The sequence below is a fragment of the Desulforhopalus glucosivorans genome (genome assembly GCF_054397165.1).
Genome location: NZ_AP044854.1, coordinates 1,131,232 through 1,153,557, shown reverse-complemented (window position 1 = coordinate 1,153,557; position 22,326 = coordinate 1,131,232). Strand labels below are relative to the sequence as shown.

Annotated in this window: 18 protein-coding genes and 2 pseudogenes; 1 reads left to right on the top strand and 19 read right to left on the bottom strand. The window is 38.1% G+C overall.

Annotation, left to right across the window (positions count from 1 at the left end; genetic code table 11):
• Positions 1-36 precede the first annotated feature (36 nt).
• From ACX6CI_RS04915 to ACX6CI_RS04850, 14 genes are all read right to left on the bottom strand, one after another.
• The gene (locus ACX6CI_RS04915; RefSeq protein WP_458777057.1) at positions 37-1,014 is read right to left on the bottom strand and encodes a hypothetical protein; all 978 of its coding nucleotides are present in this window, start codon (positions 1,012-1,014) and stop codon (positions 37-39) included.
• Between the two features lie 32 nt (positions 1,015-1,046).
• Positions 1,047-1,937 (bottom strand): hypothetical protein, encoded by an 891-nt coding sequence (locus ACX6CI_RS04910; RefSeq protein ID WP_458777056.1) that lies wholly within the window; start codon positions 1,935-1,937, stop codon positions 1,047-1,049.
• A gap of 273 nt (positions 1,938-2,210) precedes the next feature.
• Complete coding sequence (locus ACX6CI_RS04905) at positions 2,211-3,188, bottom strand: hypothetical protein (protein ID WP_458777055.1); 978 nt, start codon at positions 3,186-3,188, stop codon at positions 2,211-2,213.
• A gap of 270 nt (positions 3,189-3,458) precedes the next feature.
• Complete coding sequence (locus ACX6CI_RS04900) at positions 3,459-4,262, bottom strand: SDR family oxidoreductase (RefSeq protein ID WP_458777054.1); 804 nt, start codon at positions 4,260-4,262, stop codon at positions 3,459-3,461.
• On the bottom strand, positions 4,259-4,969 hold the full coding sequence (locus ACX6CI_RS04895; RefSeq protein WP_458777053.1) for an acylneuraminate cytidylyltransferase family protein: 711 nt from the start codon (positions 4,967-4,969) through the stop codon (positions 4,259-4,261). The genes ACX6CI_RS04900 and ACX6CI_RS04895 overlap by 4 nt, the downstream gene beginning before the upstream one ends.
• A 6-nt stretch (positions 4,970-4,975) precedes the next feature.
• Positions 4,976-6,001, bottom strand: coding sequence for a Gfo/Idh/MocA family protein (locus ACX6CI_RS04890; RefSeq protein ID WP_458777052.1), 1,026 nt, complete (start codon positions 5,999-6,001; stop codon positions 4,976-4,978).
• 1 nt (position 6,002) lies between these two features.
• Complete coding sequence (locus ACX6CI_RS04885) at positions 6,003-7,061, bottom strand: nucleotidyltransferase family protein (RefSeq protein WP_458777051.1); 1,059 nt, start codon at positions 7,059-7,061, stop codon at positions 6,003-6,005.
• 17 nt (positions 7,062-7,078) lie between these two features.
• Positions 7,079-7,714 (bottom strand): acetyltransferase, encoded by a 636-nt coding sequence (locus tag ACX6CI_RS04880; RefSeq protein ID WP_458777050.1) that lies wholly within the window; start codon positions 7,712-7,714, stop codon positions 7,079-7,081.
• Positions 7,711-8,799 carry an N-acetylneuraminate synthase gene (gene neuB / locus ACX6CI_RS04875; RefSeq protein WP_458777049.1) on the bottom strand — a complete coding sequence of 363 codons (1,089 nt, stop codon included), beginning with the start codon at positions 8,797-8,799 and terminating at the stop codon, positions 7,711-7,713. Before neuB ends, ACX6CI_RS04880 begins: the two co-directional genes overlap by 4 nt.
• Complete coding sequence (neuC, locus tag ACX6CI_RS04870; protein ID WP_458777048.1) at positions 8,796-9,971, bottom strand: UDP-N-acetylglucosamine 2-epimerase; 1,176 nt, start codon at positions 9,969-9,971, stop codon at positions 8,796-8,798. Before neuC ends, neuB begins: the two co-directional genes overlap by 4 nt.
• On the bottom strand, positions 9,961-11,112 hold the full coding sequence (locus tag ACX6CI_RS04865) for a LegC family aminotransferase (RefSeq protein WP_458777047.1): 1,152 nt from the start codon (positions 11,110-11,112) through the stop codon (positions 9,961-9,963). Before ACX6CI_RS04865 ends, neuC begins: the two co-directional genes overlap by 11 nt.
• Positions 11,105-12,094, bottom strand: a complete 990-nt coding sequence (locus tag ACX6CI_RS04860) for an NAD-dependent 4,6-dehydratase LegB (RefSeq protein WP_458777046.1) — start codon at positions 12,092-12,094, stop codon at positions 11,105-11,107. Before ACX6CI_RS04860 ends, ACX6CI_RS04865 begins: the two co-directional genes overlap by 8 nt.
• Positions 12,095-12,100: 6 nt before the next feature.
• On the bottom strand, positions 12,101-13,909 hold the full coding sequence (locus ACX6CI_RS04855; RefSeq protein WP_458777045.1) for an ABC transporter ATP-binding protein: 1,809 nt from the start codon (positions 13,907-13,909) through the stop codon (positions 12,101-12,103).
• A gap of 30 nt (positions 13,910-13,939) precedes the next feature.
• A complete protein-coding gene (locus tag ACX6CI_RS04850) occupies positions 13,940-14,476 on the bottom strand; it encodes a GbsR/MarR family transcriptional regulator (protein WP_458777044.1) in 537 nt (178 codons plus the stop codon).
• Positions 14,477-15,643: 1,167 nt separating this feature from the next.
• Here ACX6CI_RS04850 and ACX6CI_RS04845 point away from each other — a divergent pair.
• Entirely contained in the window at positions 15,644-16,825 is a 1,182-nt protein-coding gene (locus tag ACX6CI_RS04845; RefSeq protein WP_458777043.1) for a class I SAM-dependent methyltransferase, read from the top strand.
• Positions 16,826-16,885: 60 nt separating this feature from the next.
• Here the strand turns inward: ACX6CI_RS04845 and ACX6CI_RS04840 are convergent, their stop codons facing one another.
• The 5 genes and pseudogenes from ACX6CI_RS04840 to ACX6CI_RS04820 form a co-directional block, all read right to left on the bottom strand.
• The gene (locus tag ACX6CI_RS04840) at positions 16,886-17,914 is read right to left on the bottom strand and encodes a hypothetical protein (protein ID WP_458777042.1); all 1,029 of its coding nucleotides are present in this window, start codon (positions 17,912-17,914) and stop codon (positions 16,886-16,888) included.
• 83 nt (positions 17,915-17,997) lie between these two features.
• Positions 17,998-19,554 carry an MBOAT family O-acyltransferase gene (locus tag ACX6CI_RS04835; protein WP_458777041.1) on the bottom strand — a complete coding sequence of 519 codons (1,557 nt, stop codon included), beginning with the start codon at positions 19,552-19,554 and terminating at the stop codon, positions 17,998-18,000.
• A 102-nt stretch (positions 19,555-19,656) separates the two neighbouring features.
• A pseudogene (locus ACX6CI_RS04830) lies at positions 19,657-19,932 on the bottom strand (IS66 family transposase); the annotation flags it as partial.
• Positions 19,933-20,075: 143 nt separating this feature from the next.
• Positions 20,076-20,208 (bottom strand): annotated as a pseudogene (locus ACX6CI_RS04825) (IS66 family transposase); the annotation flags it as partial.
• Positions 20,209-20,875: 667 nt separating this feature from the next.
• Positions 20,876-21,966, bottom strand: a protein-coding gene (locus ACX6CI_RS04820) for an IS3 family transposase (protein ID WP_458777040.1) whose coding sequence is annotated in 2 segments (ribosomal slippage) — positions 20,876-21,708 and positions 21,708-21,966 — 1,092 coding nt in all. Because the reading frame shifts where the segments join, the coding sequence is not laid out codon by codon here.
• Positions 21,967-22,326 lie beyond the last annotated feature (360 nt).

Below are 22,326 nucleotides of genomic sequence, written 5' to 3'. Positions count from 1 at the left end.
ATCCTAAAATCACTTAATCTGATTTTATTTCAAAATCTACCAATGCATTTTTGATTCATCTATATCCGCGAAAGCCCCTTCTGATCTTTCTGTTTTTCTATATAGAGTTAAGTGTGGTTTTCCAATAACAATTCTGATTAAATCGAAAAATTTAATAAATAATGGCCGAAAGAGTTTACTCTGGAACCAAATTGTACACATAATCTTATATCTCTCTTCAACTTCGCTAATCTCTTTACTAAGGCGTTCATCTTTTGAATCTATGCAGCAAGATATTGTTTGATGATGTTCTAAAACTTTCGGGACCATACTTGGGAATTCATTTACTTTACGATAGTGCCATATTTTACTATCAAAATTAACACCATTTACTGTTAACAACTCTATATCGTTTGGAAAAGTATTCCATATAGCATTAGTGGAGAGAACTCGAAGATCAGGCTGCTGATAAATAGAGCATGCCAAAGCTGGCATATCGCTTTTCTTACCAAATTTAGTAAAATTTTTATACCAATTATCGAATAACAACCGAGCTTTTACACCATTCCTAAAAAAGATCAATCCACCATTCCAAATGGGAAACAGATAACCTGGTATACCCTCAGCCACCATGTAATCTTTGAGATAAGGTCGAGCATTCATTTTTAGAATAACATCAAACCGATCCAAACAATTAAACATTACACTCAAATCACCTCTCACCTCGGTATCACAATCAAGGTAAAGACATTTTTCGAAAGGAGCATATTTTATTGCTTGTGTCTTAGTTAGTCTATTCGAATTGTTTTTTTCATTTATTATTTCTACAAAATCAAAGTATATTTTCAACAATTGGACATTACGAATTTTAATATTTGTTACAAGTGAACATTGTATCCCTGGATTTGATAATTTGGCACTATAGGCAGAATATGCGGCCATAAGTAAATATTCATATCCAAATGCAACATAAACGATTCCTTTGGAACCTTTATCTTCAACAAAATCACATCTTTTTTCATTTCTAATTGGCATAAATAAATATCTCACTAACGATCTAATAGCAACTATTCAAAATAGCTTGGAAGCATAGGGTATAAACCTGAATTTTTCAGAGCTACAAAAAGCTCAACTTTCTTTCGAGGAATAATTATTTCATTCATACTTTTTACTATCTGGTCTATTGGAAGGCTATTACGAGACCTATCAAACGTTTTATGTACCACCCCATTTTGTCCAGTTGGTGTAATTGTCAACCCGTCAGGACAGATAAAACCGGGTTCAGTATAGAAGTAATTTGTATTAGTTAAATCTATACCGCATAAAACAATTTCCTTATAACCAGAAGAAACTCCAAAGCTAATAATCTGATCCAATGACGCCTTGGATTGAGTTTGTAAATTAGGGAACCCATTTTCTTCACCGTAGCGACAATCTAGGGCTGTTTTTAAGAACATCTCGTAGGCTTCAACATTTCGGTTCGGTATTTTATATGAGTGTACATAGTAAAGGTTATCTTTAAAAGATTCTGGCAAATCAGATATTAGAGGAAATATCGAAGGAGAGGCTGGTTTCAAGAATTTTGGGATATTTTTGTATTTTTTTGAGATACAGGATAGGTTGTTAACTCGAACCGATGTCAAACCTTTTTTACCGGAAGCTTCCATCATATAGAATGTAGGCAAATGGTCGTGTAAATACCAATAGTTGAAACCGAAAGAGTCCCTTGATTTGATAATTTCCCACATATTATCTGAATATGAAGCAACTGAACCGCCACTACCCAGGATAAATAACGTATCAGATTTCTTGTGCTTATCTATCGAAAAATCTTTAAAATACTGTATATTGTGTAGTTTACAAAACTCCTTGGCCTTAGGTATGTTTCTTAAATGCCTTGAAAACAATTTCCGATTATTTGCCTTCAACAGAATTTGATTTAATAATGAAATATTCACGATCACGATAACCTTAAAGCAAGATATAAAAAAACTTTGACAATTACTAAAACTAGATATTGATAACACAATTCAAACAAGAGTCGACAATGTAAAACTAGTGTCAAATATTAACATTCTTCATAAATTTTTTTCTGCAATATTCAATCACTTAACACGTAATTAATACAACTACAGGCGCGACATGACTTACAATTAGTTCACGAATCCACTTATTTGGAATGACGGTTAAAACCCAAATTGATTTTCCGCAATAACAGAATCATACCATTTTCATTGTATCCTAGTTAGAAATTCATTATACATACAAACTAGTTCTTCGATTTTACGATGGTAATCTTTGTTTAGCTCTGGGCCATATTCTTTAATAAAGGAGCTAGTTGTTACATTACTCAGGGAACCTTGCTCTCTTGGTAACTTAAGAATATTTATAATTCTATTGAATTGTGCACTTCTGTCGGTAGACAGTTTAATACAAATTTCATCTATAAACTTGTCAGGATTTAAAATGAACTGTTCAATTGGAATAAATAAAAATTTTTCTCTCGTAGATCTATCAACTCTAGCATACATTTCAAAAACTTTTTTGTAATAATAATAAACCGTTAAAATAGTTTTTTCTAGTTCACTACCGACATGATAATCATCGAGGTAATCTTTTGTATACCATGGATATTGATTGCCTTTGTATTCAATACATAAATGAAATTCTCTGTCAACATGGCCTATTTTATTGACCCAATCACCTTTTTTCCAACATACAATCAGCTCAAGAGGGTGTCTCAGACATATTAAGTAAAGTTTGATTTTACTACCGAAAAAATGCAGTAGAGAATCGGTAAACCCGAATAGGTAATGGACATGCAATGGTAGCACCGGGTTATCGTTGTGGATATCAACAACCCTAATATCACCCTCCTGTCGCTCTAACCGTGCAAGGTATTGTTCCTCTAACCCGTCACGATAAGGAGAGCTAGCATCTGTTTTTCGAAAATTTACATTTCTAGATATACTCAAATCGTACAACAAATTATCAGCACCAATATTCAATAGTACATCTGCTGCATCATCTGATATTTTATCTAAGTAATGAAGCATCGCTATATATTCAAATCTATAATCGATTTGCCACTTTTCGACATTGTCTAAATAACCGAAAATTGGAGCAATGAGCGATTTGCCACTATTGGAGAAGCCATCAATAATTGCAATATTTTCACATATAGCTTGATTCTTTCTAGTTAATTTCATAAAAATTAGAATTTCTGATTACTTTTGTGCTATGTGAAGTACACACAACCATAAGAAAGGATAGGTAACATGTTTAAGTTTCCTAGGCTAAGGTCACACCTGAATACGACAAGTCTTCAATTAAAATAACAGCTAGGTCGTACCGCCAAACAACAACATCCAAGATGAGCAATACCAACTGACTGAGTCAGTTTACAAAAGATCGTACTATCTCCCAACTATAGAAAAAATAAGACCAGTAAAGTAGCCGCCTGTTGTTTTTACAACGCTTTACCATACAGACCATCCACCATCCACAGCTAGATTCTGACCTGTCACATATGCAGAAAGATCACTAGCTAAATATGCAGTAGTCCCTTTAAAGTCTCCTTCTCTTGCCATACGACCAAGTGGAGTCTTCGCCTCGTAACGATTTACAAATTCTTCGGGTTGATTACGAAAGACCCCCCCTGGCGATATTGCATTTACTCTAATTTCAGGTGCAAGCGTAGTTGAGAGCCATCTGGTCAATTGAAGTAACCCCCCTTTTGACGCAGCATACGCCGCTGGATTTCCCATCTCCGTGCCGGAATATAACGAATAATCAGGTCCAAGCATTCCATAAATCGACGCTACATTGATGATGGTACCATTTCCACATTCTCTCAGTTTGGAGGCCAACCCTTTTGATAGATCAAAAGCTGCAGTAAGATTAACCTCCAAAGCTCTCCGCCACGTCTCAATACTTTGATTTTCCAAATCAGTAACCCAACCACCTAGACCAGAAGTTCCTACAAAAGCAGCATTATTAATTAAAATATTAAGTGGATCGTCCTGCAACAGAATATCGACTATCATAGATTTCCTAGCATCCACATCTTCAAGATCACAATCTTTAAAAACAGGGGTAACTTTGCCTATGGTTTGAAGAGATTCAAGTAGTGCATTATAATTAGTCCCCGGCCGGTCAACAAGTAACAAATCTCCACCAAGTTCAGCTATGGTCATCGCCATTTGCTGACCAATCCCACCGTTTGCCCCTGTGATCAGCGCTCTTCTTCCTTTTAAATTTATTAGATCACTCAATGTTGTCATGATGTTTTCTCTTCATTCTGTGCTACTAAATACTCTGCAAACTTAAAATCAAGCGGAGTATCAATATCTAGCGCTCTTTCAGGAGGAATATGTACGCTTCGCACTCGTCCCTGAAAAATGCCACTACGTTCACGAATAAATTGTGGTCGTACAACATATGCTACGGTGGTCATATCAAAAACTTCTGGGGCATCTTGCCTACGAGATATTTTTTCAATAGTAGGAATGACTAGCGAATTAAAACTATTCTCATTTTTTGTTACCATATTGAAATACGGGCTACGGTGAGCATCACTAACCGTGATAATGACATCAACATTCCCTTTTTCAAATTCATCAATACAGTTATCTATATCTTCTGCAATCCTCAATGGTGCAGTTGGAGGAACAACCACTAATCCATCAAACTCATGTTGTTGGTTAGCTAAGAAGTCGAGAGTATGCCTCCAAACCTCCCATTCAGGACTGTCATCTTGTGCAAACTCCAGTGGACGCAGAAAGGGAACCTCTGCCCCTTGTCCAATAGCCACTTCAGCAATTTTTTCAGAGTCGGTTGAAACTATGACCCGTTCAATACGTTCAACCTCTAAAGCCTTTTTAATCGCCCAACCAATAAGAGGCCGCCCCCCCAAAAGTTTAATGTTTTTTCCGGGTATGCCTTTCGACCCTTCACGTGCACAAATCAACGCTATATATTTTTGAACCATAAACCCTCAAGATTTTACAAGTATAGTCCTACGCTCTTCTGCAGACCTACGTGCCCCTTCTATTACTTCCAAAACTTTTTTTCCTGATTGACCGGTTGCCCAAAACTCAGATGAATCTGCGGATTTGGTATGTTCTACAAATTGCATCAACTCACGTTGATATGTAATGTTTCTATCTGAATTATCGACACACACCTCTTGCCAACCTCCACTATCCAAAGTGAACAATTCTAATTTGTTTTGGATGCCATCCCAACGGAGGGTTCCTCGTTCACCAATAACTGAACATTGTCGTGTAGTGTCTTGTCTAACAAAGTCCATATTAAGGGAGACGATCAAATTATCACGTCTATATTGTCTTTTAAATCTGAGAATTAGATGAGCTGTATCTTCAACATCAATATCAAGCTGAGATTGCGTACTAATGCTAGCTGTAACTTCAAGAACATCTCCAAAAAACCATATTAAAAAATCTATCTCATGGCTCAACTCTAAAAGAACGCCACCACCTAATTTTCTTTGTGCAGATACAGACTCACGATAATCCATATCGGGCCGCCACCCTGGAAGGTATTGGCCAACCTCACATCTTACAGAAATGATATCTCCTATTTCACCGTTATCTAGAATAAACTTCAGCTTTTGTAAAGAATCAAGAAACCTCAAATTATAGCCAACCATCAAAGCTACTTTTTTCTCCTTACAGACCCTTAACAACTCATCAGCACCATCTAAATCATCAGAGAGTGGTTTTTCGATTAGTAGATGTACACCAACATGAGCAAGTTTAATGGCGATCTCAATGTGGAAAGGTGCAGGGCCAGCAATTATTGCTATTTGAGGTGGGTCAGCAAGAGCATCATCGAGGTTAGTAGCAAATAGATCAACATCAGTCTGCATATGATTATTTTGCACAGAGCTACATGCACTTCTTCTTAATACAGTTACCTTGGAGTCTGGGAATAATTCTTTGATGTTTCTAATATGTCGTTTCCCAATGCTGCCATATCCAACTACTAAGAAACGACTCATCCTATGACAGATCTCCAAACAAGCCAGATTCACTATTCGCTTTTCGGTAATCAGGCATATTACCAATATCCAACCAATACTCATGCACAGGAAACATATTCACAACTTCATTTTGCACAATGCACTGACTTAACAATTCGGGCATATCTAAGTACTCTATTCCATTCACTCTACGAACTAGCTCCATATTTAACACGTATATTCCAGCGTTCACAAAAAAGGTGTGAACAGGTTTCTCTATTATATCTGTAATTTTCTTTCCATCAGTTGCGATTACACCGTATGGTACTTGAAAATCGTATTCACGTACACACATTGTAGCAATCCCGCCCTGCTCGGAATGAAAGTTAAGTAAAGATTTATGATTTAGTTTCGTGAGCAAATCGCCATTCATAACAATTACTGGCAAATCAGAACAACTTTTGGGAAAAAGCCCAAGAGCACCAGCTGTTCCGCGTGGTTCCTCCTCATAAACATATGCAATGTTTACTCCCCATTTTTCGCCAGAACCGAAATACTCCCTTACCATTTCAGCTTTGTAATGTGTTGAAATACAGAAATTTGAGAATCCAGACTCGATAAACTGCTCAAGAATTGTCTCAAGAATAGGCTTATTCCCTACCTTCAGAAGAGGTTTTGGTACATCAAGAGTCAATGGGTGCAGCCTCTTACCGAAACCACCCGCCATGAGAAAAACAACATTTTCATAAGAAGGCTTTTCTGTCAAATTCTGCAAGGTCTCTAAACCGACCAAACATTCGTTTTGATCAAGTAGTGGAATATGCAATAAGTCCCTGGCCTTCATTAGGTTTAGTATCTTTGAACGCTCATCACTAACCAGAGCCACTGACGGTTTATGATTCATGATTTCGTGCAAAGTAGTAGACATGGAACATGATCGCGAAAGTGCTCTACGTATATCACCATCAGTAATAGTACCTAGAAGTCTTTTATTGCCATCAACAACTAAAACAATCCGTAAAGCCTCACTGTTGAGGACATCTATGGCACGAGCCATAGTCTCATTTTCCTTCAATGTAGAATTTACCCAACTACACATCACACTCACCAAATCTGTTAAATCAATATACTTCGTTTCTGGATATACCTAGAATTACAAGGAACATCCTCATAAACAACCGACCCTGCCCCGATAACAGTTCCGTCTCCGATTGTTACCCCTTGTATTACACAAGACCCTGGGCCGACATGACAATAATCACCTATTGTAACATCTCCACTCACTGTCACTCCAGGGGCCAGATGGCAACACTTTCCAACCACACTATTGTGGTCAATAGAAACTTTAGTATTAACAATCGAATCACATCCAACCTTTGCCCCAGATTGAAGTATCACTCCGGCCATGACCTGAACACCTTCGTCTAATCTTACATCTGAAGCAACTATGGCAGTTGGGTGAGTTACATTAACAAACTTATATTTTTCCCTTCGAAATTGCTCACTAAGCCTCCACCTAATGTCTTGATATGGAAGAGAACCCACACCATTTACTAAGTAAATATCCTCAGCTAAATGATCAAATACGACATTATCATCTCCTAGAACTGTCATATCCGCAAAGGAAAAACCAACAGGTAAGTCAGGTGTTACTACACCGATCATCTCCAACCCCATACAACGCAATGCTTCAACTAAAACTTGAGCATGTCCACCTGCTCCTAATATAATTATCGGTTTTTGGGGAATCATAGGTTATCAATCAAGTCGTCTTTATCATACGATCTTAGGCTTCTAGTTCCCAATAGTTCCCAATAGTTCATCGGACTCAAGCCATCGCCAGGACGTTTAATAGCAACATTATTTTTTGTAAAGATCTCTCCTGCCTTAATACCTTTGCCAGCAACGAGACTTTTTCGAGCGATCTTCATATTCGCTACCTCGCTCACAGATGGCTTTTTCTGTTCATCACCAAGTATCTTTTCAATACGTCGAACCCTGCTAACCATTTCCCTCAACTCATTAGGTTCTAAAGATGCCCTATGATCTGGACCTGGCAGGCTCTTATCAAGAGTGAAATGTTTTTCTATTAGAACTGCACCCGCAGCAGCTGCAGCAACAGGGACACTCAAACCAGCACTATGATCAGAATAACCTGTCTTCAACCCAAAAACATCACGAAGTGTCTGCATAGCTTTGAGATTTATTTCGCTATCTGGCGCTGGGTATTCTGTCGTGCAATGTAACAATTTAACTTTTTTCTTTAGCAACCCCAGCCCCTCAGTTGAACGGTATGCTTGTCTGAATCGATCGCAGGAAGGTTTGATAATATGTTGACCACATTGTAAAAAACCGAATGAGATTACCCCCAGTGCCTCTTCAATTTCTTCAAGAGTTGTCATTCCTGTAGAAACAAGAAGTTCACATCCAGTAAGCGCATAAGCCAGAACAAGTGGTCCATTAGTAATCTCTCCTGATGGAATTTTTAAAGTCTTTAATCCCAAATCATTAGCCAAGAAAGACAAACTATCCAGATCAAACGCCGTCGAGAGAAAATCAATATTTTTTATTTTGCAATAAGCAAGCAGGTCATGGTGAATATCATATGAAAGCTCAAGGCCTTTCAACATTGTAAACTGAGACTCATCCTCTTCTGAACCTTGCTGTTGATAAATAGCCTTGGTTGCTTTTCTGGTTACGAGCTCCTCAGCCTTAAAGGTTTGAAACTTTACTGCATCAGCCCCTGCATCCACAGCAGCATCTACTAATTCGAACGCTAATTCACTGTCACCATTATGATTTACGCCAGCTTCGGCTATGATGTATATATTATTCACGAAGATACCACATGATCATTGAACTTCTTTTTCAGTATTCCATTCAACTGGTGTTTACGAAGAACTTCTACAATTTTAGTTGCCACTCCACCGTCTCCATATGGGTTAACAACAGTTTTCAATTTTTCCCTGAAGTCTGAACTGAAAAGAACTGACAATGCACCTCTAATATCTTCGAGATTAGTATCACAATCGATCACGCTGTCCGCCTTAATCCTACCCTTCTGACGATCACCGATATTAACGGAGCCAATTCTAAAGCTTGGAGCCTCAAGCAACCCACTGGAAGAGTTACCTATGACCCCGTCTACATACTGCATACCAGACAAATATCTGAGCTGGCCCAATGAGATATGTGCTATTGCTTTCGTACGATTAGCCATTACATAGTCATCTATCATGCCATTAATAATTCGACCATCGGTGTCCGCATTAGCTTTAGTAAAAAAAAGATGGGTTTCGTCCAACTCATCAAGGACCGATAATAAATTTTGAAACTGAGCTTCAGCTGTGGACTTTTCTAACGTAACTGGGTGGAAAGTGACAAACAAATTTCGACTTCCAAGATTGAATCCGATAGATTCCTCAAATGCAGCTCGTGAAAGTAAGGTTAGTCTCTTAATATTATCGATACCCGCTGCACCCACATTAAAGACCCTGTCACCATGTTCTCCCATTTGAATTACCCGTCTACGATATTCATCAGTTGCAGTAAAGTGCAAATGAGACATTTTTGTGATCGAATGCCTGAATGATTCATCAATTGCCCCTTCTGTTCTTTCACCACCATGCAAATGGGCAATAGGAATCCTTGCTACGGTCGCAGAGGCCGCCGCACAGAAAATCTCATACCGATCGCCAAGAACAACAATAATATCAGGGGATAATTTTTCGAAAGCTTCAGCAAAACCAATCATTGCAAGCCCCATTGATTTGCTGATTCCTACAGTTGTATCAGAAGAAAGTAGCATTTCAACTTTACAGTCTATTTCAAAGTGGTCCTGCTCAATTTGCTTATATGTTAACCCAAACTCTGACGAGAGATGCGTACCCGTTACTACCAATTGTAGCTTTAACTCCTCTGCAGCATCAATTTCTTTCATCAACCAATATAGCAGTCCATATTCAGCACGAGTACCTGTTATTACACAAATCTTTCGTTTAGTTTTCATGACTCAACACACTACTGGGAACATTTACTAAACGGTCAAATAACCATTCAGTGTTCTCCATTTCGCCTTTCTGGCATTCTTGATTCATTGCCAATTTATGCATTGGTGTCCACGCCGGTCTTGACATAATACCATTGTCATTTGTTACTTCAAGCATAGCCTCTTTTTGCTGTTTATCCTTTGTTATCACAGCATTCAACCAATAATTTGCTTTTGTATCAACTGGCTCTTTTACAAAACGTACCCCATACTCTTCACCCCATGCCTGATATTGCTTGGCTACATAACGTTTATTTGAAATGTAAGAGGGCAAACACTCCATTTGTGCAACACCTAGAGCAGCATTAAGATTGGGTAAACGATAATTAAATCCTATTGCGTCATGATCAAAACTCCATCTATGGGGTAGCTTTGCTGTAGTGGTAATATGTTTTGCCTGACGAGCAAGTTCTTCATCATTGGTCAGCACCATCCCACCCCCACCAGTAGTAATTATCTTATTCCCGTTAAAGCTTAGTATAGATAGATTTCCGATGCTCCCTGTGTGTTGATTTTTGTAGAAACTACCGAGAGATTCAGCAGCATCTTCAACTAACTTAATATTGTACTTTTCACAAATAGATTTGATTTTTTCAAGATCTACTGGAAAACCGAAAGAATGCATAGGTAGACAAGCTGTGATTCTGCGGCCACTTTTTATATTCCAGCAATAACCATCATCACGCATTTCACACTGCTCTGCCAGAAATGTGCTAAAGCTTTGTGGAGATAGTCCTAATGAGAATCGGTCAACATCAACAAAGGTAGGAGTTCCGCCACAGTAGCGAATTGCATTACACGTTGCAACAAAGGTCAATGATTGAGTGATAACTTCGGTGTTCTCTTTGACGCCAGCAAGTTTTAATGCCACATGAAGTGCCGCAGTACCATTAACGGTGGCAATAGCATGTTTAATACCTGTATATTCAGCGACCTTAGCCTCAAATTCATCTACAAACTCACCGACACTGGAGACAAAAGTAGAATCTATAGCTTCGAGGAGGTAACGCTTTTCATTACCTTCGAAACGGGGAGCATGTAGGGGAATGAAATCATTTGTCCTATACAATTCCCTAACAAATTGAATAAAATTCTTAAACATTATACAATTCTGCTTTGTAAGCTTTCAAGTTATCAGGTTGTGTAATCCAGTCAATCGTCCGCTGCAACCCCTTTCGAATATTAACCTGAGATTTAAATCCTGTTAGTTTTTCAATTAAACTGTCGTCGCACCTTAGACGAAAAACTTCAGACTTCCCAGGGCGTAGGCGTTGTGTGTCTGTCACAAATTCAACATCACTTCCCATCAATTCTTTTATTAGTTCTAAAGTATCTCCAACACTGATTTCAGAATTAGATCCTATATTGACAGTCTGTCCGATAGTATCTTCACTCTCAGCTAGTGCCAAAAAACCACGGCATGTATCTTCCACATAATTAAAATCACGTGTAGGAGTAACGTCACCAAGCTCAATCACCTTCGCCCCATTTGCAATCTGCGTAATAATAGTTGGGATCACAGCCCGAGCTGACTGACGCGGTCCATACGTATTAAATGGGCGGGCAATAGTAACCGGCAAATTAAAGGAGTTGTAAAAGCTTATCGCCATGGCGTCTGCAGCAATTTTTGTTGCACTATAGGGCGACTGGGCTTGCAGGGGATGTTTCTCATCAATAGGTACATATTGTGCAGTCCCATACACCTCACTTGTCGAGGTATGAATCACACGGCCGACCCCCATCTCCTTAGCCGCTTGACAGATATTCAAAGTACCTTTGATATTAGTATCTACATAACTATCCGGGGCAATATATGAGTAAGGAATCGCAATCAGCGCAGCAAGATGAAAAACAATGTCCACATCACTCATGATATGTTTACAAAAATAAGGATCGCGAACATCCCCAGTAACAACTTCAATTTGATCAAGACAGTCAGTATCTTCCAGCCAACCCCAGTTATTAAATGAATTGTATTGCGAAAGTGCTTTAACTTTATTCCCGTTTTTAACTAGGAGTTCGGTTAAATGCGAACCTATAAAACCGTCTGCCCCCGTGACAAGAATAGATTTAGACAATGACATTTCCCCTCATAATGTTTGTAAACTTATCATTTTTGAAAAAGATGAACTGCTATCTGCCAACAATTCTAAATATTTACCATGCTCGACTATCTTCCCCTTACTGAGGACATAGATATAATCTGCATTTTTAATAGTTGATAATCGATGTGCAATGATAATGACTGTGGTTTTTCCCCTCAAATCTTCAATACTTTCTTGAATATAGTGCTCTGACTCAGAATCTAGTGCGCTCGTAGCTTCATCAAGGATTAATAACCTAGGTTTTTTAAACAACTCACGAGCCAAAAAGAGTCGCTGACGCTGTCCACCCGACAACCGAACTCCACGATCACCAACAAGAGTATTAAATTTTTCAGGAAGATCTTGAATAAACTGTTCGGCATATGCTTGTGTGCATGCATTTTCCACTTTTTCTCTGAGAGTGGAGTCTAAATTGCAGTCTCCTTTCCACAAACATATATTATTCGCAACAGTGTCATCAAAGACGACGGTTTCCTGAGAAACGTAACCGATTTGTCTTCTCCAAGAGTCTAGGTCTATGTCTCGAGACGATACTCCATCAATTAGTATATCACCATGGTTTGGCTTCAACAACAGTGTCAACATATCAACCAGGGTGGATTTACCCGAACCAGATTCACCAACGAAAGCCACAGTCGAGTTTGCTCGGATCGTAAATGTTATGTCATCTAATACATTCCCATGCTCTTGATCGTAGCTAAAACATACGTTACTCAGTTCGATTTTTTTTTCGAACGGTTTAACTTTATTAATACCATTTACTTCATTATTATCTTTCAATTTTTTAATTTCAGCTTCAACAACCTCAAGAGCCCCTATCTTGCTCATTGTTGACTGCCAAGCCCCCTGTATCCCTAGAATACTCCCCATAGCACGATTGAATAAAACCAATGCTACAAAAATAGGTGCCAAAGATGCATCCAATACAGAAACTTGAATTATTATAACAATGAGTATAAAGACGATCGAGATCGGTTCATTTAGTGCTGTTGTTAGGGATTGGGCAATGCCTTGGTTTCTCATATAAACAGAAAGCCGACTAACACTAGCCATGACTTCTGTTCTAAGAAAATCCAGTTGCGCGGTTGACGTTAAATATTTAAAGGACTGAATAGTCTGAACTAGAAACTTGTTAAGGTTTCCCTGTTCATACGCTGTTTGCTTGGAGAGCCGATGAACATATACATTCAACCCCCGAAACAACAACAACAGCCCAACTCCAGCAACCAAGGCCATAAGGGCGAATTTCCATGCCAAAAGTGCAGCAGTCATAAGATACGCTAGTGCAGTTACAATAGTAGTCAAAAACTGTTTGTACGAGTCAAATGATGCTATGAGCTTGTCAACTTGGCCATTTACAATATTAACAAAATGTCCTGTGTTATATGAACTATAATACCCATAATCCATTTTATTATACAAATCAAAAACAAGACTCTTTATCTCGTGCAATAATTGAGCTTTAAGGTGACTCTGGTAAGCGTTTGACACAAATGCGATAACACCTTTCGACAAAAAAATGAATGCAATGAAAAAAAGGACACTAACCATTGAAGAACCGATACCCAAGTAGTCTAGTAAGATCCACAACCCCTTCAGAACAACATTGTCATCCGAAACCTCATCACTAGCGAGGCCAATATCTGCCAACTCAATCAGTGGCAACAAAAGTGAGATACCAAAGCTCTCCGTGACAGCAGCCAACGCAGACAAAACGAACACGATATAGAGACGCTTACCGATATACTTCTTGTAGACCGTGAAATAGTAATATATCAGTCTATAGTTTAACATTTATTTTCTCATACCCTTTAAATCGGTTTATTATCTATTTAATTTAGAGAACAAATTAAGAAGTGGGTTACCCAAAATTTTCTGTAACCTTTTTTGTATTGTTAGCGCTCTGGTTATTCGGCTCATCAAAAAAGAGCTATCACCTTGGCACGAATCCTCACAAATATCTTTTTCAATAAGCTCACGTACTACCTCCAACTCATGACCGAAGAGTTCTACTCTTTGACGAACTACTCCAAGCAGTCCTTGTTGCAATGCATTGGTTATATTCTCGGCGCTTCTGAAATAATTTTTTCGGTCACCGGTAATCCAAACCTTCCTCGCAAGCCCTAACTTCTCAAGCTGTCTTACAGCAATACTCACCGATGCCTTGCTCAACCCCAAATGCACTCCAATCTGATCTAGTGAACATTCCCTTTCCTGTAAATAAAGGTAGACCAAAACTTGACCAACTATACGGCCGACCCCTAAATCTTGAGCAGTACGGCCACCTACTTCGATTAATCTCAGCCTGGCATCCTGAAGATTGTTACCCATTCTTACTTTTCCAATTTTTAGAGTTTTCAAAAAACTACCAATCTTCAGGACCAATCGCAAGGTCTTTTAAAAGTATTTTTTGTCAAGAGTACTACCAGGGAATCGAGGCCAGCTCAGCATCAATTAACCTTCGACGTGTCAGTATGGAACTAGCTTTCACGATTACTCACTAAATATATATATTCAGCAAGATGTAGTATCTCACAAACGCGACTCTAGCGTAATGAAAATTGTAAATGTTCGCATATACAGCAATGTTTTATAATTCCTTCAAAAGGTCTGGAAGAGTATATAGCACAACGTTGCCGAGCAACATTGACTAAGGAAGAACGAAAATTTTTTGAGGATATTTCTACCTAGGGAAAAGGGCCCCAAGACAATACAACATACTAGGGTTCTTGTAAACATGAAGAATTTATCACAACTATTAAATGAGACTGCCAAGCAGTTCAGCACAAACAAGAAAATACTATTTTATGAAAAAGTCGTTGTGCTGTCTCAGAAAGAGCAAATTGTCCTGAACTGGAATGCCAGTTTTTGAAGACTCAACATTGCTCGCACCATCACGCGTGAAGCCTTAATCATAGCAGAACTCCAGCTTGCCAAGGGATTGTACTTCACAAGCAACGTTTTTTCGGTAAAAAAGTAAAAATATATGATGAATAGGTAGTTTTGATAAACAAACTACATTGGGACATTGATTTTTTGGCTAGAAACAAGAATGGTTTGATTGTTCAAAATCTATCAGGACTAATCACCTATCTCCTTTTAGCCATGTACTAATCAACTGCCACGAAAAGCACAATGAACAATTTTCTATTCACCGTGTACGACAACTTCGCAATCAAATACGAAATAAAGCTAATCAACAGGTTGCTACTGCAAAACCTCTATCACAACATCGGAAATAGAAAACTGGAAACGATTGAAGAAATCACATGCAAGTTCTTAACGGGACATTATTGATTTTGAATACATTTTACAAATTATTCCTTCTTAAGCTCTTGTCAGGCAGACCTTTATGTGGTCAATATTTATAGAACATTGCAACATGAAGCGAATACATAAGGGATTCTTTTAAGCGGACCCATTTGAAAAGGCGAAGGACAAGGTGTTTACCTCTGTAAAGACATGATCCCAACGGTTCAATATTGCTCGTAATTTGCAAACTTTAGACTAAAGAGAAAGTGTTATACAATGATTGGTAAACTGAAAAAAAATATTGTAACATATTTAAGCAAAAAAAGATTGATAGAAGAGAGTATTTTTAATTACTTAGGAGCTGAATATATAGGTGAAATTGAGGATTATTTTACAACAACGTCTGGATTCGAACTACCTATTTTCAACTACTATCGATATTCAATGAAAAAGGGCTATCGGTCCTTTTGGCAACTTGCATTGATGGATCAACTTAAGCACCGTGAACTACTAACAAACGACGGGAAAAAGATTCTAAACGAGAGTATTGGTCACAGGACTCTACAAGAAGATATATCAAGGGCGGATAGGTTCGTCTCTGAATTTGTTAATAGAAATGGTGAATACTTTATTAAGGATTCTCTAGATAAACAACCAGTATTAAAGTTTTCTCTTCAGCAGATAAATAATAGTGTAAAGAATAATATTGCGAAACAGTCGACGCTTTTTGAAAAACTAGGTGATCTGAATTTATTTGATATAGCCCCTAACAAAAGACTCCTTGAGATAGGTTATAGCTCAGGAGGGTATTCACTATTTGCATTTGAACAGTTAGGACTAGAAGTTTATGGGATTGATAATTGTTATGGTGGTATTGTAGAGCCGTTTTACCTTCACGATTACATAGCTAAAAAAATGATGTCAACTGTGAATTTTGAGGAAGGCGATATTTGTAAAAAAACTATATTTGAAGACGATTTTTTTGACATTATATACTCCAAAAGTGTTTTAGAGCATATTCAGGATATTCAAGCTGCATTTCAGGAAATGTATCGTATTTTAAAACCGGGTGGTATTATTGTTCATGGTTATCATCCGTATTTTTGCCCAAATGGTGGACATGCTATTGGTATTCCTGATTGCCCTTGGGGGCATGTAAGAATGTCTTACCAGAATTACCGTGAGTATATTTCCAAGTTTCGTCCATATGAAGCTTCAACGGCTATTGAATGGTTAAACAATGCCTTAAATCCAGAATTGTCAATTTCCAAAATGCAACGTGAAGTAGTTTGGTCTGGATTTTCTATAAAGTCCTGGACTACTAGGAATGCAAATGTTGAGTATTTAAGGTATCTAACGAATGATATCATGAAGCAATGTTTTGAGACGCATGAACACATAACTATTGAAGACCTTATAACACAGAATGTTACTTTTGTAGCTCAAAAGATATCATAAATTGAATACTGAAAATTCTACTTATGCATATACTAATTTTTCGGGGGGATTACCATAGAATCAGTTTTTTATCTTGGCTAAGCACGAGTCCTTTGTATGCATAAAGTCATAAAACTCATCAGGTCGACATCCTATTTTCTGTGGGCTGTAGGACCCAAGTACTTTCAAATTTAGATCGGTTCCCAGTTGTTTAATACGCGCCTCGACTTCTTGCATGGCTTTTGATGTTAACGAGTTTTCGTCCACCCAGACGTTCTGATGATATGGTGTCAAAAGTAAAACTGTATCGATCTCTAACATTTTCAGTCGTTTAACTAATTTACTGAAAAGCTCAACCGCGTCTTCTGACACTTGTCTTCCTTGTCTTATCTTGTAATTTTCTCCACCAATTCTAACTTTTGGTGGAGCATTTCTTATTATATATTGCCGTGAATAAATGTGACTTCCATCGGGCAAAGTGACAGGGGCTTCAATGCCTACAGATAGATCAAATTGAGGCGCCTCTGTAATTTGTGGCATTGCATTTAAGGTCTTTAACGATTTTTCGCTGATTATTGTTTCCAATGACAACAGTAAATATTCAAAGTTTATAAGGTTAGAAAACAATTTCCATTTTATATAAAATTTATCAATTATTCTTAGGTTACTCTTCCCCAATGAGGCAATCATATTATTGTAAGACAATTCATATTCTTGCCATCTTGCGTCATTTTTAAAATTGAGTGCCCATGGGTCAACGCCGAATATTATTTTTTTTGGTTTTGTTTCTCTTTGCATTACTTCAAACGATAACGCCAAATAATCCTCTAATGTTCCGCCAGAAACGCCAAGGTTCAGCAAAGATCCACACACGTGTGTTAGTGATTTGTTCTCTCTCTGAGAACTTATCTGAAGGACTCGACTGCTACCAATTACAATACAGTCGATCTCGCCATTCCACCTAGCAAGAGAGCGCTTCATATCCCTTTCATTCCATGTATTTTTCGGTGTAATTATTCCAAAACTCGATTTGGTTAATGTGGTTACATAAGATAAACCATTTTCATTTAAATTTTCCGCACTATTATAAACCTTAGCTGGATCAACCATATAATTTAAAATTATAATAGAAAACAGCAGAAGTGTTATCCCAAAAAATAACACCAATAAGTATTGCTTATATGAGAACATAATTAAAATTGAAAATATAAGAATTCACTTTCTTCTTGAAGAAACAAAATTGACACGACCGAAATAAATATAAGAATTAACGAGAATACCTTATTAGGTTTCCATAAAATTAATGACTTCTCTTTCGTCAACAAAGAATCCACGCCCAATGCGGGGTTTTCATTTCTAAGCAGGTCGAGAGTATTCGGTAAAGCCCAAACAGTTATTAACAAAACAAAAAGTAATACTAAACCACTAATGACGTCTCCAAAAACATTTGTTCGCAATGCTCCCTCAAAGGTAAAACCTATCATTTTCATAGTCTCAGCAAAACTGCCCATTAGTGCCTCAGCCGCAACAGGCAATGAGATACCGTTGCTGCCAAACATTGCAGAGTACATGTTCATTGCTCCATTCACACTTTCAGCTCGAAACATTACCCAGGCGACCACAACTGCAAGAAATGTAATTAATCGTCCTGACATATTATTAACAGACAATGAATATTGATAGCGAGCTAGGGTTTTGACCGCCATTTGGTTCCAAACGTGATTTATCGACAAAAACACCCCGTGCATACAACCCCATATTATGAAAGTCCATCCAGCGCCATGCCAAAGCCCACCAATAAACATGGTCACCATTAAATTCACATAACGCCGTCCTTGCCCTTTTCGATTCCCCCCAAGCGGGATGTAAAGACAATCTCGCAAAAACCGCGACAATGTAATATGCCACCTTTTCCAGAACTCTATTATGCTATTAGCCTTATAAGGCGAGTAAAAGTTTACGGGCAATGTCACCCCAACCATCCGCGCTAAACCTAAGGCCATGTCGGAATACCCCGAGAAGTCGAAATATAACTGAAATGTATACGACAGTGCCCCCCCCCAAGCTTCGAAAAAAGTCAATACAACACCAAGCTCTGCTGCCGCAAAAACAGGGGTTGAGTGAAGTGCGATATTATCTGCAAGAACTACTTTTTTAAACAATCCCAACATGAACATCGTAACGCCAACTGCTAAATTTGGTGCCGTTAGAATTTGTGCTTTCTTTTGAAGAAATTGTGGCAACATTTCTCTATGGTGAACAATGGGCCCCGCAATCAACTGAGGAAAGAAAGTAACAAATAGACAATAATGCAAGAAGTCATACTCTTTCGTTAATCGACGATTAGAATCAATTAAGTAGGTGATTTGCTGAAATGTGAAAAAGGAGATTGCTAAAGGAAGAACTATCTCATTCAGGTGGAAATTGGTACTGGCGAGCTCATTAATATTGTTAACCAAAAAATTTGAATACTTAAAATATCCAAGTAAAGTTAAGTTCGTCACTATCCCAAGCGTGAGGATTATTTTAGATGGCTTCTCACCCAGTGCAACTCCTACTGCATAGTTAAAAACAATTGAAGTGATTATCACTACAAGATATGACGGATTCCACCAGCCATAAAAAAACAATGACCCACCTACAAGCCAACTTATTGCAACTTGCCGATGATCGGTTTTTCCCAAGAGATGAAAGCCCAGCAATATTACTGGAAGGAAAACAAACATGAAAATATTGGAATTAAAAAGCATTGTGTTCTGTAACCATGTAACGTAATTTTAAACGATTCAAATTTATTTTACAAATTCCGACATTTCGCATTTAAACAACAGGTCCAAGGCTGTTGTCGATCAAATATTCTGTTTACGACAAGAAGAAATATAACTTCGGATTAGGCAAAAGAATTGTACTCCTTCTTCTGAGCGAAAACATCGAGATTTCTTTTTGCTGTACCTTGGTCATTCTGATATCTTTTTCACCAAGATTGTTGGTGAATGGTACAGTGTCATTGTCCATAAATCTCAACACGTGCTCTTCACAGTTCCACAGTCTATCCAGAAGGTTTCGTAATTTTGTTCTTTTGAGTCATCTCGCTTGCCTTTCCTTTTCGTTTCATCTAGTGGAGGACTTTTTCTTCTTTTAGAATTTCTCGATATCTTTGGTGATATTTCTGCGATTCAATCTTTTCTAATTTGCCATCAGCACCATCTGTTGCTCTGTTTATTTATTCAAGCAATTCGCTGATTTTCTTTTCCCAACTCTGGTTATCCTACTCCCAAGCCCTTGTCAACTTGCGGAAATGGTGTGCATTACATAACGCATGGGTACAACGATATTTGTAATATGGCTTCAGTGATCGTGGCACAATGTCCCGCAAACGTGGGGAGGATACCAACATCGTTCATTGTACGCACCCTCTTTTCTGATGAAGAAATAAATTGCTCCCAAGCTGTTTGATATACAGTGAAGCCAAATGCCTCTTTGTTGAAATTATAGATAGACCCTACGCTTACTGGTATTCCAAGTCGATCAGCAAAATAAACTCGTAATCGGTCTTAGGGAATTAGCTGAAATTGTGACATATAAACAGAGTACGTCTTTATGCTCTCACCGTACTGTACTGCTTTTGTAACTCCTTTCGAAAAGGTGCTACGAATCTTTTACCTTTAACCATTTCAAGAAATTCGGTTTGATATTCTGTTACGATTTTAGAATTTTCAATATCAAAAACTTGTCAAAATTCATACCCAACTTCTATGTGCTCTCGTGAAGATCACCCCGAGCTATCGATGTTATTAATCTTCACTTTGTCTGGCGTCTTGACCTTCTCCAGAATTATAGCTACATAACTATTTTGGCAACCAGCTTTATTACTCCTATTCTTTTTACTGGTATGGTAGTCCTCCCTTTTTTAGTAGTAAACAGAAGTAGAATTGCAGTTACCAATTTCTAGGGCTTTTCAACACTGAGATACACTCAACCATTTAGCGTAGTTTCCTTTTTATCTACTTCCTTTTAAAATAAACCAAGGAGTGGATAAAAAGGAAAATATGCGATCACCCACTCAAAGATCTAAACTCCGGCAATAGACAGGCATTGAACTGGAGTAATGCCACCAAGTCCCATATTAGGCCTTACGTTGTTGCAAATCCACATCCAGTCAGTTGCAAAATTTCTCATGCTATCGAGTGAGGTAAATTGGCGTTGATTCAACCAATCATATCGTACCGTGCGGTTATAGCGCTCGACAAAGGCATTTTGTTGAGGGTTGCCTGGCTGGATATAATTAATCTCTATATCGTTTTCGTTACTCCACGTTTTTAAAGTATTACTGATATATTCTGGGCCATTGTCACAACGAATTGAGGCAGGTTTACCCCGCCATTCAATTATCCTATCAAGAGTTCTAATAACTCTAGCGGCAGGTAGAGAAAAATCTATCTCTATACTTAATGCTTCGCGATTGAAATCATCAATCACATTAAAAAGACGTACGCTGCGGCCATCTTCGAGCTGATCGTGCATGAAATCCATCGACCAGCTTAGATTAATCTTTTCTGGGACAGCTAGTGGCTCCGGTTTCTCACGACATAAGCGCTTCTTAGGTTTAATACGCTGGTTTAACTCCAGGTCCCGATAAATACGATATACCCTCTTGTGATTCCACGGGAATCCTTTCACATTACGCAAGTAAAGAAAGCATAAACCAAATCTCCATGTTCGGTATGTCCTGGTTAAACGTATCAGCCAATCAGTAATGAGCTCATTGTCACACGACAATTTCTTCTTGTATCGGTAGCAGCTTTCGCTAATTGAAAATAGTGCGAATGCTTGGCGAATACTAATATTTCTTGTGCTCACTGCTGTTATAACCATCTCGCGTCGATGAGATGCCTTTACCAGGTTTTTGCCATTGCCTCTTGAATGATTTCAGATTTCAATCGTTTTTCAGCATACATTTTCTTGAGGCGCCTATTCTCTTCCTCTAGTTCTTTCATCCGAGCCATCAAGGAAGCATCCATCCCACCATATTTAGAACGCCAGTTGTAAAATGCTGCATTACTTATGCCATGTTCACGGCATAGTTCAGCTATGGGGATACCGCCCTCTGCTTTCTTCAAGATCCCGAGTATTTGACTATCACTAAATTTTGACTTTTTCATAGAATTCTCCTAGTTTTCAATTAATAGAAAATTCTACTTTTGAGTACTACTTTTTTGCGGGGGGATTACCGTATTCTCCCTGTTTGCAACCGTTAACGGAAGCTTGATGCTATTCTTGCTGTTCAAACTTAGACGATTAGTTAGTAGGCGGTAATCCTTTGTCTCCAAATGCCTCCTAGTGAAACCTTAAAAAAACATCCTCGGCCAATCATGCCACCACTTGCTATTGTTTGGTGTGTGATAGTTTACACTCTGCAGGTAACAACATCAGGTCGCAATCCGCTAATGTTAATTAGCTTCGTGAAAAGAGTTTTTGGAAGTACTAAAAACAGCTAAAGGAAAATATTGTTTTACAAAGCA